At 66.8% G+C, this 16,725-nt stretch carries 14 protein-coding genes; 4 read left to right on the top strand and 10 right to left on the bottom strand.

Features of this window, described 5'->3' with window-relative positions:
- From BCEP18194_RS11580 to hpnI, 8 genes are all read right to left on the bottom strand, one after another.
- Positions 1-801, bottom strand: coding sequence for an ABC transporter ATP-binding protein (locus BCEP18194_RS11580; protein WP_011351457.1), 801 nt, complete (start codon positions 799-801; stop codon positions 1-3).
- A 20-nt stretch (positions 802-821) separates the two neighbouring features.
- Positions 822-1,535, bottom strand: a complete 714-nt coding sequence (locus BCEP18194_RS11575; protein WP_011351456.1) for an ABC transporter permease — start codon at positions 1,533-1,535, stop codon at positions 822-824.
- Positions 1,532-2,221: an ABC transporter permease gene (locus BCEP18194_RS11570; RefSeq protein WP_011351455.1), complete on the bottom strand. Its 690-nt coding sequence runs from the start codon at positions 2,219-2,221 to the stop codon at positions 1,532-1,534. Before BCEP18194_RS11570 ends, BCEP18194_RS11575 begins: the two co-directional genes overlap by 4 nt.
- 276 nt (positions 2,222-2,497) lie before the next feature.
- Positions 2,498-3,055, bottom strand: a complete 558-nt coding sequence (locus BCEP18194_RS11565) for a hypothetical protein (protein WP_011351454.1) — start codon at positions 3,053-3,055, stop codon at positions 2,498-2,500.
- Between the two features lie 87 nt (positions 3,056-3,142).
- Positions 3,143-4,186 carry a lysylphosphatidylglycerol synthase domain-containing protein gene (locus tag BCEP18194_RS11560; RefSeq protein ID WP_011351453.1) on the bottom strand — a complete coding sequence of 348 codons (1,044 nt, stop codon included), beginning with the start codon at positions 4,184-4,186 and terminating at the stop codon, positions 3,143-3,145.
- The gene (hpnK, locus tag BCEP18194_RS11555; protein WP_011351452.1) at positions 4,183-5,067 is read right to left on the bottom strand and encodes a hopanoid biosynthesis-associated protein HpnK; all 885 of its coding nucleotides are present in this window, start codon (positions 5,065-5,067) and stop codon (positions 4,183-4,185) included. Before hpnK ends, BCEP18194_RS11560 begins: the two co-directional genes overlap by 4 nt.
- Positions 5,068-5,070: 3 nt before the next feature.
- The gene (gene hpnJ / locus BCEP18194_RS11550) at positions 5,071-6,513 is read right to left on the bottom strand and encodes a hopanoid biosynthesis associated radical SAM protein HpnJ (protein ID WP_011351451.1); all 1,443 of its coding nucleotides are present in this window, start codon (positions 6,511-6,513) and stop codon (positions 5,071-5,073) included.
- A gap of 136 nt (positions 6,514-6,649) precedes the next feature.
- Entirely contained in the window at positions 6,650-7,825 is a 1,176-nt protein-coding gene (hpnI, locus tag BCEP18194_RS11545; RefSeq protein WP_011351450.1) for a bacteriohopanetetrol glucosamine biosynthesis glycosyltransferase HpnI, read from the bottom strand.
- A gap of 639 nt (positions 7,826-8,464) precedes the next feature.
- Between hpnI and BCEP18194_RS11540 the strand changes: the two genes are divergently transcribed.
- On the top strand, positions 8,465-9,463 hold the full coding sequence (locus BCEP18194_RS11540) for an LLM class flavin-dependent oxidoreductase (RefSeq protein WP_011351449.1): 999 nt from the start codon (positions 8,465-8,467) through the stop codon (positions 9,461-9,463).
- A 36-nt stretch (positions 9,464-9,499) separates the two neighbouring features.
- Here BCEP18194_RS11540 and BCEP18194_RS11535 read toward each other — a convergent pair whose 3' ends face one another.
- The gene (locus BCEP18194_RS11535) at positions 9,500-10,561 is read right to left on the bottom strand and encodes an alpha/beta fold hydrolase (protein WP_011351448.1); all 1,062 of its coding nucleotides are present in this window, start codon (positions 10,559-10,561) and stop codon (positions 9,500-9,502) included.
- 173 nt (positions 10,562-10,734) lie between these two features.
- Between BCEP18194_RS11535 and pdxY the strand changes: the two genes are divergently transcribed.
- The 3 genes from pdxY to BCEP18194_RS11520 all read left to right on the top strand — a co-directional run bounded on the left by pdxY (position 10,735) and on the right by BCEP18194_RS11520 (position 15,533).
- The gene (gene pdxY, locus BCEP18194_RS11530) at positions 10,735-11,595 is read left to right on the top strand and encodes a pyridoxal kinase PdxY (protein ID WP_041492785.1); all 861 of its coding nucleotides are present in this window, start codon (positions 10,735-10,737) and stop codon (positions 11,593-11,595) included.
- Positions 11,596-11,875: 280 nt separating this feature from the next.
- Positions 11,876-14,020: a phosphocholine-specific phospholipase C gene (locus BCEP18194_RS11525; protein WP_041492784.1), complete on the top strand. Its 2,145-nt coding sequence runs from the start codon at positions 11,876-11,878 to the stop codon at positions 14,018-14,020.
- A gap of 364 nt (positions 14,021-14,384) precedes the next feature.
- Positions 14,385-15,533, top strand: a complete 1,149-nt coding sequence (locus BCEP18194_RS11520) for a branched-chain amino acid ABC transporter substrate-binding protein (protein ID WP_041493033.1) — start codon at positions 14,385-14,387, stop codon at positions 15,531-15,533.
- Between the two features lie 137 nt (positions 15,534-15,670).
- Here the strand turns inward: BCEP18194_RS11520 and BCEP18194_RS11515 are convergent, their stop codons facing one another.
- Positions 15,671-16,432, bottom strand: a complete 762-nt coding sequence (locus BCEP18194_RS11515; protein ID WP_011351444.1) for a FadR/GntR family transcriptional regulator — start codon at positions 16,430-16,432, stop codon at positions 15,671-15,673.
- Positions 16,433-16,725 lie beyond the last annotated feature (293 nt).

Genomic DNA, 16,725 nt, shown 5'->3' with positions numbered 1-16,725 from the left:
TTACTTGAGACTGCCCGACAGGAACTGCTTCAGCCGCTCGCTCTGCGGGCGTACCAGCACTTCCTTCGGATCGCCCTCTTCCTCGGTCCGCCCCTGATGCAGGAACATCACATGGTTCGACACGTTACGAGCGAAACCCATCTCGTGCGTGACGACGATCATCGTACGGCCTTCCTCGGCCAGCTTCTGCATCACCTTCAGCACTTCGCCCACCAGCTCCGGGTCCAGTGCCGACGTCGGCTCGTCGAACAACATCACGTCCGGATGCATCGCCAGCGCACGTGCAATCGCCACGCGCTGCTGCTGGCCACCCGACAGATGCGACGGATACTGCTTCTCGACGCGCGGCGGCAAGCCGACCTTTTCCAGATACTCGCGCGCACGCTCCTCGGCTTCCTTCTTCGAAACGCCAAGCACGTGCAGCGGCGCTTCCATCACGTTCTCGAGCACGTTCATGTGCGCCCAGAGGTTGAAGTGCTGGAACACCATCGCGAGCTTCGTGCGAATGCGCTGCAACTGCTTGTGATCGGCAACTTCGAGTGCGCCGGCGCGGTCGGTCTTCGTGCGCACGGCTTCGCCGTCGACGACGATCTGCCCCGCATTCGGTCGCTCGAGAAAATTGATGCAGCGCAGGAACGTGCTCTTGCCCGAGCCGCTCGCGCCGATGATGCTGATGACGTCGCCGGCCTTCGCGTTCAGCGATACGCCCTTGAGCACTTCGTTGTCACCGTAGCGCTTGTGAATGTCGACCGCGGCAAGCTTGGTGGAAGCGGCAGCGCTCGTTTGAGTGATCTCGGCCAACTGGCTCTCCTCGAAGTGATTCAATGACGGGCGGCCGCGAGATACGCAAGCCAGTGGCGCTCCGCGCGGCGAAACGCCGCGACGAGTGCGAACGATACCGCAAGATAGATCAGCGCGGCGATTCCGAACGACTGGAACGCCATGTAGGTCGCGGAATTCGCATCGCGCGCGACCTTCAGGATGTCCGGCACGGTCGCGGTGAACGCGACGGTCGTCGCGTGCAGCATCAGGATCACCTCGTTGCTGTACAGCGGCAGCGCGCGGCGCAACGCCGACGGCAGGATCACGCGGCGATACATCGTGAACGGCGACATCCCGTACGCACGCGCAGCCTCGACCTCACCGTGCGGAATCGCGCGGATCGCCCCCGCGAAGATCTCGGTCGTGTACGCGCAGGTGTTCAGCGCGAACGCGAGAATCGCGCAGTTGAAACCGCTGCGGAAGAACGCGTCGAGCAGCGAGTGCGAACGCACGAACTCGAGGCTGTACATACCCGTGTACAGCAGCAGCAACTGCACGTAGAGCGGCGTGCCGCGGAACACGTACGTGTAGAACCGCACCGGCGTCGACACCCACTTGTTCTTCGACACGCGCGCCACCGCGAGCGGCACCGCGCACACGAAGCCGAGCGAAATCGACGCGACGAGCAGCCACAGCGTCACCGCGAGGCCGGAGAGGCGCTGGCCGTCCCAGTAAAGGAACGCCTGGCCGAATTCCTGGAGAATCTCGATCATAGATCTGCGTGCCGCACGCCCATGGAATAACGCTTCTCGAGCTGGATCAGCACGAGGTTGGAAACGGTCGTGATCGCGAGATAGATCAGCGCCGCGACGAGGATGAAGAAGAACATGTTGAACGTGCTCTTGCCGGCGTCCTGCGCGGCCTTCACGACGTCCGCGAGGCCGATGATCGACACCAGCGCGGTCGCCTTCACGAGCACCTGCCAGTTGTTCCCGATCCCGGGCAGCGCGAAGCGCATCATCTGCGGAAACATGATCCGCGCGAACACGCGTGCGCCGCTCATCCCGTAAGCCGCACCGGCTTCGAGCTGGCCGCGCGGCACCGACAGGAACGCGCCGCGGAACGTCTCGGTGAAGTACGCGCCGTAGATGAAGCCGAGCGTCAGCACGCCGGCCACGAACGGGTCGATGTCGATCTGGTCCCAGCCGACGAAGTCGGTGAACTGGTTCAGCCAGATCTGGATGCTGTAGAACAACAGCAGCATCAGGACGAGATCGGGCACCGAGCGGATCAGCGTCGTATAACCGGTCGCGATCGCTCGCAGCACCCGGTTGTGCGACAGCTTCGCCACCGCGCCGATCAGCCCCAGCGCCACCGCAGTGGCGAGCGACAGCACCGACAGCTCGATGGTCTGCACGGTGCCGGCCCAGAGGACAGGACCAAAGCCGTAAAGGAACACGCGCGTCTCCAGAGTTGGAATGGTTGCCGACGCGTATGCCTGTCCCGCGCCGGGCTGACGCGGATAGTCGCAAGCGAAATTGATTGCCTCAAACCACCTTGCACGTGATTGCTGCGTCGCAACAATCCGTCCCATCATTTGCAACTGCGGCCTACGCCGCTGTTTCAAAAGGAAAAAAGCCGCTCCCTGACAACCGGACAACCGGCAGGGAAGCGGACTTTTTGCAATTTTCCGGTCGCTTTTTCGATATAGCGCCGAAGACGGCTGAGGCTGCGCTTACCGCCCCTTCAGGATGTCGGAGCGCGAAGTCGTATAGACAAGCCCGTCCGGGCCGAAATGGACGTTGAAGAACGCGTCGGTGTTGACGCCGTCCTCGAGCCAGCGCCAGCTCCAGACGATCTCGGGCTTGAGCGGGTACTGCGCGATATCGCCGGGCTTGCCCAGCAGGCGCCGCACCTCGTCCTCGTTCATTCCCGGGCGCACCTTCGCGAAATTCTCGGCGGTCAGCACCTGGGTCGCGCCCGTGTAGCGGCCGTTCGCATCGAGATCGACGAACCACGTCTGGTTGCCCATCGGGCCGCGCGGGTATTCGAGCCGCTTCGAGCCGTCGGTGAAGTCGCGCTCGGTCTCGGGCTTGCCCATCGTGCCGCGCACGTCGGCCTCGGTCGATTCGCCGACCTTCAGCCCCTTCAGCAGCAGCGGCGCGGGCTTGATCGCGTTGAAGAAGTCCCTGATACGTTGCACGTCGAGGTTGCCTTGCTTGTCGTCGCAGCCGGTCAGCGCCAGCGCGGCGGCCAGCATCGTGACGGGAAGCAGCCGGAAACGGAAATTCATCGGAAGAAATGCGCGTCGAGAAAACACGCGGCAAGGATACCCGTGCGACGCCAAAAGCGCGAGACGGGCGCGCGGCCCGTCTCGTAATCAATGCATCGTTTCGGTTTCAGTCTCGGCCACGCGGCTCGTCGCTTCCGGCGCGCGCGGCACGGCCGGCGGCGCGTCGATGCGGCGCCGCGTGCGCACGAGTTCGGCCAGCTGCCACGAACCGAGCGCCAGGCAGCCGAACAGCACCTCGCGGCCGCGCTTGACCAGCGCGAGCGACAGCGCCGTCTCGCGATCGACGCCGAACATCTGCGCGAGCAGCACGACGGTCGCCTCCTGCACGCCGAGGCCGCCCGGCACCATGAACGCCGCATGGCGCACGGCCTGCGTCATCGCCTCGATCGCGATCGCGCCGCCGATCGACACCGGATGGCCGAGCAGCGCGAGCGCCCAGTAGATCTCGAGCGCGCCGAGCATGTAGCCGGCCAGTTGCCAGAAGAATGCGCTGAACAGCAGGCCCGTGCGCGACATCAGCCCGTCGATGTCGGCATCGAGCCGCTTGCCGTCGACGCCCTGCAGCAGCCGGTGCGAATCGCCGAGCAGGCGGCCCGCGAAACGCTCGATCGCATGGAAGATGCCGCCGCGACGCATCAGCACGACGCCGAGTACCGGCAGCGGCAGTGTCAGCAACAGCGCAAGGCCGATCGTGCCGCCGCCCATGTTGTCCGTCGTCGCAAGCAGCAGCACGAGGCCGAGCGCCGCGAACGCATACTGGACGACGATCGTCACGAGCACCTCGACGATCACCGACGCGGTCACGCGGCTCGCGTCGGGCACCTGCCAGCGCGCGAGCCGGATGCCGACCAGCTCGCCGCCGATCCCGACCACCGGCAGCAGCCGGTTCACCGCCTCGCGGACCGTCGCGATCCACCACAGGAACGGCAGCGACGAGCGCTTGTCGAGCAGCAGGTGCCACGCGTACGCGTCGAGCAGCAGCGGCAGCGCATGGAACGGCACCAGCCACAGCAGCGCGTAACCGGCGCGCGCGAGCATCTGCGACACGTCGCCGATGCCTTCGTGCAGCCCCAGCGCGAGCAGGATGCCGATGCCGAGCGGCCAGCCGAGCCATTTGATCCACCTGGTCATGACGGCTGCGCTCCCGGTGCGCGCGACGCCCGTGCACCGCGCGGTGCGGCAGGCTGGCCGAACACGTCGGCAAAGCCGCCGGTCGCGACGCCCGCAGCTTTCAGCGCGGCCGCGACGCGCGGCGACAGCAGCGCATCGAGTTCGTCCACCGGACGATAGCCGGCCATCGTCGGCGTGATCGGGCCGTCGCCGGCCTCGGCCGGATGGCAGTAGATCTCGCCGACGCCCGGCGGCAGCGTGACCAGCGCGTCGAGCAGCACGGCCTCGTCCATCGCGCCCGTATGCTCGATCCCGACCACGTAGTCGTTGTGCGCGAGCCCCGCGCGGTCGAGCCGCGCGCGCACGAGCGCGATCCACGGCTTGAGCAGCGCGGGCGCGCTCGTCTCGTACGGCAGCCGCACCGCGCGCAGCCCGTAGTCGCGGCCGATCTCGATGATCAGCGACAGCACGGTCGGATGCAGGTGGAAATGCTTGTGCGCGTTCACGTGGTCGAGCGGCAGCCCGCTCGCCGCGAACGCGTCGAACTGCGCGCGAATCTCGCGGCGCAGCTGCGCCCGCACGTGCGGCAGGAAAAAGAAGCGACAGCCGTCCTTCGCCATCGCATCGCCGAACCGCCCGTCGGGGCCGACGAGCGCGGGAATCTCATGCGCGGGCAGCGTGGCCGGCCCGTCCGCGAGGACGAGATGCAGACCGACCGCGAGCGACGGCAGTCGCCGCGCGCGCTCGATCGCATCGGCCGCGGCGGGCGCGCCGACCATCAGGCTGGCGGCGTTCAGCACGCCGTCGCGGTGCGCGCGCTCGACCGCCGCGTTGACGCGCGGGTGCAGCCCGAAGTCGTCCGCGGTGAAGATCAGCGCCCGCGCCGCCGGCTGCGTCGCCACGAATCAGGCCTCGTGTGCGCGCAGGAAGCGGAAGAACTCGACGCCTTCGCGCAGACGGCGCTTCATCATGTCCCAGCTCGTCAGCATTTCGCGGACGATTTCCCAGATCTTCGACGGACGGAAGTAGAACTGGCGATAGAACTGCTCGAGATGGTGATAGATCTCGTCGCGCGACAGGTGCGCATAGCCGATCGCCGCGAGCTGCACGCCTTCCTTGCTCACCAGGTTGATGGTCTTGTTCTCTTCCATCCAGCCGTTTTCCACGGCCTGCTTGTAGAGCGTCGTGCCCGGATACGGCGCGGCGAGCGACACCTGGATCGTGTGCGGATTGATTTCCTTCGCGTACTCGATCGTCTTCTTGATGGTCTCCTGCGTCTCGCCCGGCAGGCCGAGGATGAAGGTGCCGTGGATCTTGATGCCGAGCTTCTTGCAGTCCGCGCTGAAGCGGCGCGCGAAATCGGTGCGCACGCCCTTCTTGATGTTCACGAGGATCTGGTCGTCGCCGGATTCGAAGCCGACCAGCAGCAGGCGCAGGCCGTTTTCCTTCATGACCTTCAGCGTCTTGTACGGCACGTTCGCCTTCGCATTGCACGACCACGTCATTCCGAGCTTGCCCAGGCCGATGGCGATGGCTTCAGCGCGCGGCAGGTCGTCGGTGAAGGTGTCGTCGTCGAACATCAGTTCCTTCACTTCCGGCATGTTGTCGCGGATCCACTTCGCTTCCGCGAGCACGTTCTCGACCGAGCGCGTGCGGTAGCGATGGCCGCTGACCGTCTGCGGCCACAGGCAGAAGGTGCAGCGCGACTTGCAGCCGCGGCCCGTGTAGATCGATACGTACGGATAGTTGAGGTAGCCGATGAAGTAGTTGTCGATTTTCAGGTCGCGCTTGTAGACGGGCGCGACGAACGGCAGCTCGTCCATGTTCTCGAGGATCGGACGCGCTTCGTTGTGCTCGATCGAGCCGTCCTTCGCGCGCCAGCTCAAGCCCTTGATCTCCGGGAACGGCTTGCCTTCGGCGATTTCCTTGCAGGTGTAGTCGAATTCCTCGCGGCACACGAAGTCGATCGACTCGCTCGCCGTGAGCGAGTTGTGCGGATCGACCATCACCTTCGCGCCGACCATGCCGACCAGCATCGACGGCTTCATCTTCTTCAGGTCCTGCGCGAACATCGCGTCGGTCGGGAACGACGGCGTGCTCGTGTGGATGATCACGAGGTCGTAGTCGTTGGCGATCTTCAGTGTTTCCTCGACCGACAGGCCGTCGGCCGGTGCGTCGACGACGCGGCTGCCCGGCACAAGCGCGGCCGGCTGCGCGAGCCACGTCGGATACCAGAAGGAACGGATTTCGCGCTTCGCCTGATAGCGCGAGCCGGCTCCGCCGTCGAAGCCGTCATACGAAGGGGCCTGCAAGAACAGCGTTTTCATGAATGCTCCGGTAGCCTGCATAGTTCGATTCGTCACAACGATTCAGTCAAAAAACCGCGGGCCGCCCTGTCGGCGCCCGCCTCTCTGTCATGTCGCGCCGCACGGCCTCGCCGTGCAGCGCGTCTCGGCCCTCGGGCCGGGTTCGGTCGGAACGGCCCTAGCGGCCGTCCACTGCTTCCACTGCCGCCGTCGCGCGCTCGCCGCCGACGACCGTCATCCTCGCGCCGCGCCACACGACGTGCGTGCCGAACACCGCGGCGAGCCACTCGAGCGCGAGCAGTGTGTCGCGCACCGCGACGAGCGGCAGGTCGCGCCAGAACGCGCGCCAGCCGTCCTCGCCGCGGGCGTGCAGCACGAGCCGCCCGAACGCGCCCACCACGGCCGCCCAGCCCGCCAGCGAGCCCGCGAAGGTGCCGTCGAGGCGCAGCGCGAGCGCCGCGCCGATCGCGAGCCACGGCACGGTAAACGTAATGAACAGGAACGCGAAGCCAGCCGGGTTCAGCGAACGGATCGTGCGCAGCCAGCGCGTCTCGCGGTGCCACAGCGGCCCGAACGACGGCTCGATCACGTCGGTCGCGACCTCGACCTCCGACAGCACGGTGCGTCGCCCGAGGCGGCGCGGCAGCTCGGCCAGCCAGAAATCGTCGGCCAGTTCGTCCTTCAGCGCGGGAAAGCCGCCGATCCGGTCGAGCGTGTCGCGCGTCAGCGCAAGCGTCGCGCCGAAGCCGAAGCGGGTCGAACGGCCGAGGTGCGTGATCCGGACCGACGGCGCGAACCATGCGTCGACGAACTGCGCGCCGATCCGCGTCCAGAACCCGCCGACGCTGCGCGCATGATACAGGCACGTGACGACACCCACCGACACGTCGGCGAGCGGCGCCGTCACGCGCTCCAGATAGTCGGGCTTCACCGCGATGTCGCTGTCCGCGATCACGATGCGGCCGTACTTCGCACGCTCGGCGAGGTTGATCAGGTTGCTGACCTTCAGGTTCTTGCCGTGCACGCGCGCATCGATCACGAGCGTGATGTCGCACTCGGGATAATCGGCGCGCAGCCGTTCGACCACGGCGATGGCCGGATCGACCGCCGACGCGACGCCGAACAGCACTTCATACCGCGGATGGCGCTGCTCGCAGAACGTCGCGAGGTTTTCGTACAGGTGCGGCTCCGCGCCGCACAGCGGCTTGAGCACGCTGACCGGCTCGAAGCCGTCGCGCACGGCCGTGCGCGGCGTACGCGGCCGCGGGGCGAACGCGGCGACGAGCGCATAGCCGGCCGCGGCCAGCGTGAAGACGATCAGGAGCCAGTCGAGCATCGTTGCGGTTGCCGTCATGCGCGACGCCTCCCGGCGACCTGAACGCCATGGAGAACGCTTGTGCGTGATTGAGCGTGATTCGGTATTCCGACAACGACGAACGCGGGCACGACCCGACTCCTTGTTCCAGCAGCGTCTGTGTATGAGGGAGGCTCGCCCCATCCTTCGGGTATGGCCATGCCCGGCTTCGCGTGGTGCATCTCCGCGCGACACCCGGACGGGATACGGGAAGATTCGTATGGCTACCTTCGGCACAACATGGGCAGGCGCCGGATTTTAGCAGTCTGCGGCACCCCGCGCTCGGCACTACGAGAAACGGACTGGTGCAATTCCGGCAAAGCTGCGCAGTCGGCGAACCATTTCAGTGCACCCGCGTTCACGTTAGCGTAAGCGGTTTGCAGGCGTATTGCAGTCTTGAAAATCAAACGTTTCGTGCAAATTTGTACGTCGATGCGGATTCACATCCAATCGCCGTAAAGATTGGTAATTAATCAGCGATTAGATTGATTTTTGCAACGATCGAAGAATTCGACCCTGCATCCCTGAAAGGCGCATGGGTATCGAGCCGCCCCCAGCACGATCCGGAGCCCTTTGGCAAAATCCTTGGCATTTGTTGCGTAAGTGCATCACCCTGCTACCCCGTTCGAAGGCCAACCGATGACTCCGTTTTCCGTACTCGATCTCGCCCCCATTCCGGCCGGCGCTGACGCCTCCCAGGCATTCCGCAACACCGTCGATCTCGCGCAGCATGCGGAACGTTGGGGTTACCAGCGCTACTGGCTCGCCGAGCATCACAACATGCCCGGCATCGCGAGCGCGGCAACGGCCGTCGTGATCGGCCACGTCGCGGGCGCCACGCAGACGATCCGGGTCGGTTCGGGCGGCATCATGCTGCCGAACCACGCGCCGCTCGTGATCGCCGAACAGTTCGGCACGCTTGCGTCGCTGTACCCGGGGCGCATCGACCTCGGCCTCGGCCGTGCGCCCGGCACCGACCAGACCACGTCGCGCGCGCTGCGCCGCGACCTGATCGGCAGTGCCGACTCGTTTCCAGATGATGTCGCCGAGCTGCAGCGCTACTTCGCGGAGCCGGTGCCCGGCCAGCGCGTGCGCGCGGTGCCCGGCGCAGGGCTCGACGTGCCCGTGTGGCTGCTCGGCTCGAGCCTGTTCAGCGCCCAGCTCGCCGCGATGCTCGGGTTGCCGTTCGCGTTCGCGTCGCACTTCGCGCCGGATTACCTGATGCGCGCGCTCGAGATCTATCGAGCACAGTACCGGCCGTCGGCCGCGTGGCCGAAGCCGCATGCGATGGTCGGCGTCAACGTGTTCGTCGCCGATACCGACGACGACGCGCGGCGCCTGTTCACGTCGCTGCAGCAGCAGTTCATCAATCTGCGGCGCGGCACGCCGGGCAAGCTGCCGCCGCCGGTCGACGTGCTCGAGGCGAACGAGCTCGAACTCGCGACGGTTGCGCATTCGCTGTCGTTCGCGGCGGTCGGCTCGCGCGACACGGTGCGCGACAAGCTGCGCGACCGCATCGCGCAGACGGGGGCCGACGAGCTGATCGTCACCGCACAGATCTACGATCACGCGGCACGGCTGCGCTCGTTCGAATTGACTGCGCAGATCCGCGACGAGCTCGCGAGCGAAACGCGCTGACGGCGCGCGCCCGGGCCGCCTGCGGCCGGCCCCGCATCACTGCGGGTGCACGGCCTCCAGCCCGTCGAGCAGCGCCTTGTGGAACGCGTCCGGGTCCTGGATCTGCGGCGCGTGCCCGAGCGCCGGGAACTCGACGAGCTGGGCGCCGGGAATCGCGGCCTGCGTGCGCTTCGCGAGCTCCGGATAGTGGCCGAGCTTCGCATGCACGTCGGGCGGCGAGACGTCCTTGCCGATCGCGGTCGTGTCCTTGTCGCCGATCATCAGCAGCGTCGGCACGCGGATCGCACCGAGTTCATAGACCACCGGCTGCGTGAGGATCATGTCGTAGATCAGCGCGGAGTTCCACGCGACCGCGTCGCGACCGGCGCCACGGTACATCCCGGCCAGCATCTGCACCCAGCGCTCGTACGACGGCGACCACTTGCCCGCGTAGTACGTGCCCTGCTCGTAGCGGCGGATGCCGTCTGCCGTGGTCTTCAGTTCGCGTGCATACCAGTAGTCGACCGACAGCGGCGGCACGCCGAGCGCCTTCCAGTCCTCGAGGCCGATCGGGTTCACGAGCACGAGCTGGTCGGTCGCCTTCGGATACATCAGCGCGTAGCGCATCGCGAGCATCCCGCCCGTCGAGTGGCCGACGATCGTCGCCGACTTCACCCCCATCGATTCGAGCAGCGCGTGCGTGTTGCGCGCCAGCTGCTGGAAGCTGTACTGATAACGATCGGGCTTCGACGACTTGCAGAAGCCGATCTGGTCCGGTGCGATCACGCGATAGCCGGCACGGCTCAGCACGCCGATCGTGTCCTCCCAGGTCGCCGCGCAGAAGTTCTTCCCGTGCAGCAGCACGACGGTGCGGCCGTTCGGGTGTGCCGGCTGCACGTCGAGGTACGCCATCTCGAGCGTTTCGCGCTGCGACACGAACGTGTACAGATGAACGGGCGCCGGATAAGTGAACCCTTCGAGGCGCGGGCCATACACGGGCCCGTCGTTACCAGCGGGCGAAACGGCGGCCGCCATGGCGGGCATGGCGCACGCGACGGCGACACCCGCGCCGAGCACGGCGGCGCGCGCGGCAAACAACATCTTGCGAATCGAAAGCATGGCGATCACGGTGATTGGAGACGCACGCGGGCGGCCGGGCCGCCTCGCGCCCCGCGATTCTACGCGGTCGCGCTGACGACGGCGCGCAACACTCCGGGGCCGCGCGACTTCCGCGCGCGCGACGAACTCGGGTATCGTGTGACGTGACCCTGAAACGCGTGCAGGCGATTCCCATGAAAAACGTCCTCAGCATTCAGTCGCACGTCATCTACGGCCATGCCGGCAACAGTGCGGCCGTATTCCCGATGCAGCGCCTCGGCATCAACGTCTGGCCGCTCAATACCGTCCAGTTGTCGAATCACATGCAGTACGGTCACTGGGCCGGCAGCGCGATCGATGCCGCGAAGATGGAACAGCTCGTCGACGGCATCGCCGCGATCGGCGCACTCAAGCGCTGCGACGCCGTGCTGTCCGGCTTCCTCGGCTCGCCGCCGCAAGCGCGTGCGGCCGTCGAGATCGTCCGCTCGGTGAAGGCGATGAACCCGAACGCGTGGTACTTCTGCGATCCGGCGATGGGGCAGACGGGCGGCATCCGGCCCGAGCCCGGCGTCGAGGAATTCATGGTCCAGGAGATGCCGGCGCTCGCAGACGGCATGTCGCCGAACCACACCGAACTGCAGAAGCTCGCCGGGCGGCGCATCGAAACCGTCGCCGAAGCCGTCGAAGCCTGCCGCGCGCTGATCCGTCGCGGCCCGCAGATCATCCTCGTCAAGCACCTGCACGACCGCAACAGCCCGGCCGATCGTTTCAACATGCTCGCCGTCACCGAAACCGAAGCGTGGATCGGCCAGCGCCCGCTGTACGCGTTTCCGCGCCATCCGGTCGGCGTCGGCGACCTGACCAGTGCGATCTTCGTCGCCTGCCGGCTGCGCGGCGACTCCGTGCGCGCGGCGTTCGAGCACACGCTCGCGGCCGTGCATGCGGTCGTGAAGGCCACCTACGATGCGCGCCGCTACGAGCTCGAACTCGTCGCCGCGCAGGACGAAATCGCGCGCCCGAGCGAATGGTTCGGCGCGTGGGTCACGGACGCCTGACACGCCGGCGTCGCCCTCCGCTTCCCCGGCGCACCTCCCGCGCCGCACCGCTTTCCCGCCTCATCCCTGCCGCACCGCGACTGCCGGCGATAGTTGTCCCGACGCTGCTTCGAGATCGCTTCGATGCGGATGCAAACGTTTCCGGACTTCACATGAATGACACCGATTCCTCGCTATGCTCGCGGCGGCACGACCCGGCGCAGCCGCATCCTGCGACCCGGGCGCGCTCTTCCAGCAGGTCCTGCCAATCGGCTCCCTCCTTTACCGCACGATAACGACCATGACCCGATCGAACCGTCGTGACTTCCTGCGCGTCGCTGCCGGCACCGCCGGCGCCGCCGCGCTGAACCTGTTTCCGCCCGTGATTCGCGATGCGCTTGCGATTCCCGCGAACCGCCGCACCGGCACCATCCGCGATATCGAACACATCGTGATCCTGATGCAGGAGAACCGCTCGTTCGACCACTACTTCGGCACGATGCGTGGTGTCCGCGGCTTTGGTGACCCGCGCCCGCTGCGCCTCGCGAACGGCAAGTCGGTGTTCCACCAGCCGGTCGGCCCGGCCGAGCTGCTGCCGTTCCATCCGGGCGCGGACAAGCTCGGCCTGCAGTTCCTGCAGGACCTGCCGCACGGCTGGCAGGACATGCACGCCGCCTGGAACAAGGGCCGCTACGACCAGTGGGTGCCGAACAAGGGCACCACGACGATGGCGTACCTGAAGCGCGACGACATCCCGTTCCACTACCAGCTCGCCGATGCGTTCACGATCTGCGACGCGTACCACTGCGCGATCCCGAGCTCGACCGATCCGAACCGCTACTACATGTGGACGGGCTACGTCGGCAACGACGGCACGGGCGGCGGCCCGGTGCTCGGCAACGAGGAAGCGGGCTACGGCTGGACGACCTATCCGGAAGTGCTGGAGAACGCCGGCGTGTCGTGGAAGATCTACCAGGACGTCGGCACCGGCCTGAACGCCGCCGGGTCGTGGGGCTGGACGCAGAACCCGTACATCGGCAACTACGGCGACAACTCGCTGCTCTACTTCAACCAGTACCGCAACGCGCTGCCCGGCACGCCGCTGTACGACAAGGCGCGCACCGGCACCAACATCAGCGCGGGCGGCACGCTGTTCGACGTGCTGCAGCAGGACGTGAAGAACGGCACGCTGCCGCAGGTGTCGTGGATCTGCGCGCCGGAAGCGTATTCGGAGCATCCGAACTGGCCGGCGAACTACGGCGCGTGGTACATCGAGCAGGTGCTGCAGGCGCTCGTGTCGAATCCGGAGGTATGGAGCAAGACCGCGCTCTTCATCACGTACGACGAAAACGACGGCTTCTTCGACCACGTGCAGCCGCCGTTCGCGCCGCAGTCGCGCGACAACGGGCTGTCGACGGTCGCGACGACCAACGAGGTGTTCCCCGGCGACGCATCGCACATGGCAGGCCCGTACGGGCTCGGGCCGCGCGTGCCGATGCTCGTCGTGTCGCCGTGGACGAAGGGCGGCTGGGTCTGCTCGCAGACCTACGATCACACGTCGCTGCTGCAATTCATCGAGGCACGTTTCGGCGCGCAATACCCGGTCAAGGCCGGCAACATCTCGCCGTGGCGTCGCACGGTGTGCGGCGACCTGACCGCCGCGTTCGATTTCGCGACGGCCGACGCCGGCTGGCCGAAGCTGCCGGACACGAGCGGCTACGCGCCGCCCGACCGCCTGCGCCATCCCGACTACATCCCCGTGCCGCCGGTGTTTCAGAAGCTGCCGAAGCAGGAGGCCGGGCTGCGTCCGGCGCGTGCGCTGCCGTACGAGCTGTTCGCGCACGGCCGCGTCGAATCGGTGAACGGCCTGTTCCGGCTGACCTTCGCGAACACGGGCCGCGCGGGCGCGTCGTTCCAGGTGCAGTCACGCAACCGTCTCGACGGCCCGTGGGCTTACACGGTCGAAGCCGGCAAGCGGATCGATGACACGTGGAGCGCCGCGGCATCGCTCGGCCTGTACGACCTCGACGTGTACGGCCCGAACGGCTTCTACTGCCATTTCCGCGGCCCGTTCGCGACCGGTGTCGGCAGCGCGAACGTGAACCCCGAGGTGATCTACGGCTACGACGTCGCGAACGGCAACATCACGCTGCGCCTGATGAACCGCGGCCACAAGGCCGTGCGGCTCAAGGTCACGAACGCGTACGGCCACGGCCGCGCGCGCACGTTCGACCTCGCACCGGGCCAGCAGATCGACGACTACTGGGATCTGCGCGGCAGCCACGGCTGGTATGACCTGACCGTCAGTGACGGCCGGCTGCTCGGCTTCCTGCGCCGCTTCGCGGGCCACGTCGAGACGGGCCGCCCGAGCATCAGCGATCCGCTGATCCGCACGCACGCATCGCACGACGATGCCGAAGCCGCATCGGACGCCCTGTCCGACTGACGGCGTCCCGTGCGCGGCGCGGCCCCGGCGGGCCGCGCCGCCTCCCTGCACCTCCTCCCTCTCCCCCCGTTCCGTTCGCGACGGGAAACTCCCGATACCGGCTGCCGCCGCACGCGCGGAAGCTATGCGCAAATCCGCACCGAATGCGCGGCGAATTGCCAAGACCCGGGCATATCGGCGACCTATATATCGAGGCGATCGGGGCTCTTCTTCGCGGAGCCTGACGGGAGATTCTTCCGAGGATAACGATGCCGACCTCCCCGCCCGATTCAGAGAAGCGGTCGAACCGCCCGCCCGTCGCACGCGTTCGGCCCACCCGAGCGCATGCGGTACTTACTCGCAGGTGTCGAACAAGAGGAACAACATGAAATTCCGTCATTCCCTGCTGTCGGTGTCGATTGCATCCGCGCTTGCCCTCCTCTCGCAACAGGCCGCCCAGGCCGCCGATTCGACCGACGTGAAGGTCGGCTTCGCCGCGCCGCTCACGGGCGTGAACGCCGGTTACGGCAAGGACCTGCAGAACGGCGTGCAGCTCGCGCTCGACGATGCCGCCGCGCAGAAGGTGCAGATCGCCGGCAAGCCCGCGCACTTCAACCTCATCGTGCAGGACGACCAGGCCGACCCGCGCATCGGCGTGCAGGCCGCGCAGGCGCTCGTCGACCAGAACGTGTCGGTCGTGGTCGGCCACTTCAACTCGGGGACGACGATTCCGGCTTCCGTCGTCTACGACAAGGCCGGCATCCCGGTGATCGATCCGGCCGCGACCAACCCGACGCTCACCGCGCGCGGGCTCGCGAACATGTTCATGGTGATCGCGACCGACGGCCAGAACGCCGGCAACGCGGGCAAGTACGCGGTCGACGTGACGAAGGCGAAGCGCATCGCGATCATCGACGACCGCACCGCGTTCGGCCAGGGCGAGGCCGACGAGTTCGAGAAGGCCGTGAAGGCCGCGGGCGGGAACCTCGTCGGCCGCGAATTCACCAGCAACCAGGCGGTCGACTTCCGCGCGCAGATCACGAGCCTGAAGGCGAAGAACCCCGACCTGATCTTCTTCGGCGGCCTCGACTCGCTCGCCGCGAACTTCATCAAGCAGATGCGCCAGCTCGGGCTGAACGCGCAATTCGTCGGCGGCGGCGGCGTGAAGGACAACGAGTTCATCAAGATCGCGGGCCCGGCCGCCGAAGGCGCGATGGCGTGGGAATACGGCCGGCCGCTCGACGAGCTGCCGCAAGGGAAGGATTTCGAGCAGCGCTTCAAGAAGCGCTTCGGCGTCGATGTGCTGTCGTACGCGCAATTCGGCTACGACGCGGCGTGGGCGGCGATCAAGGCGATGCAGGCGGCCGGCTCGACCGACCCGAAGGTCTATCGCCCGGCGCTGAAGAAGATCGACTTCGAAGGGGTCACCGGCCGCATCTCGTTCGCGAACGACGGCTCGCTGAAGAGCGGGATGTCGACGCTGTACCAGGTGAAGAGCGGCGCGTGGAAGACGATCACGACGAAGGGAGGCTGATCGGCGGTGCCGGCGGCCGGCGGCGGAAAAGCCGCCCGGCCCCGGTGATCGATGAAGGGATATCGATCTCGTATGACGACTGATGTTGAAGCGATTCGACCGGGCCGGCGACAACGCCGGCCACGTCGCCCGGTGCGTCAGCCGGCCTGCGTGTCGCGCTCGGCCTCAGCCGCTTCGTGCGCGCGGCGCAGCCGTTCACGGCTGTTGGTGAGGTGCGTGCGCATCGCGGCACGGGCGGCCTCCGGGTCGTGGCGTGCGATCGCCTCGTAGATGTCCTCGTGCTCGTGGTTCAGGCGGCCGACGTAGCGCTCCAGATCGTCGCCGGCAAAGCGGGCCGAATTCACGCGCGTGCGCGGGATGATCGACGTGCCGAGCTGCGTCATGATGTCGACGAAATAGCGGTTGCCGGTGGACTGCGCGATCTGCAGGTGGAACTGGAAGTCGAGCTGCGCGGTGTCGCGGCCGCCGCCCGCCCCCGATGCGATCGCATCGAGCGCGCGCCGCAGCGCGGCCAGGTCAGTATCGTTCGCGCGCTGCGCGGCAAGGCTCGCACATTCGCTTTCGAGGCTGATGCGCAGTTCCAGCACCGCGAGCACGTCGCGCAGCGTCGTGATCGTCGCCGGGTCGATGCCGAGCGTCTGGCGGCGCGACAGCTCCAGCACGAAGCTGCCGATGCCGTGGCGCGTCTCGACGAGGCCGCTCGCCTGCATCCGCGAGATCGCTTCGCGCACGACCGTCCGGCTTACGCCCTGCGCCGCCATGACTTCGGTTTCGGTCGGCAGCTTGTCGCCGGGACGCAGCGTGCCGTTTTCGATCTGCGCGGTCAGCGCGTCGACGACATCTTGTGCGAGGCTGCGTGCGCGACGGCGCGGCGCTGCGGGAAGCGTAGGCACGGACATGAGGCCGGTTCCTTTTTGAATGATCGTAATGTGAGCCGAGGGTTTACGCGGGGTTTGAGCGAAAGCCGATGATTCATTATACTGCGTCACAAGTCATCCGACGACTGATGATCGAAACATGGATCTCCTGTCGACTCAAGCGAGCATTCCAGCGCCGCCTGGTCCCATGCTTTACGATCAGCCAGCGTTCGCGTTCCGCGCTCCGCTGGATCGGTTGCCGCTCCCACCCCGTTCCGGGTTGCGTCGACTTGCGGGGCTTGCGCGCCGCGCACGTCGGTTGTCGAATGATCGCA

This window comes from Burkholderia lata (assembly GCF_000012945.1).
GTDB lineage: Bacteria > Pseudomonadota > Gammaproteobacteria > Burkholderiales > Burkholderiaceae > Burkholderia > Burkholderia lata.
Note: the sequence above shows the minus strand (reverse complement) of the source record. Positions and strands in the feature narration are given on the sequence as shown.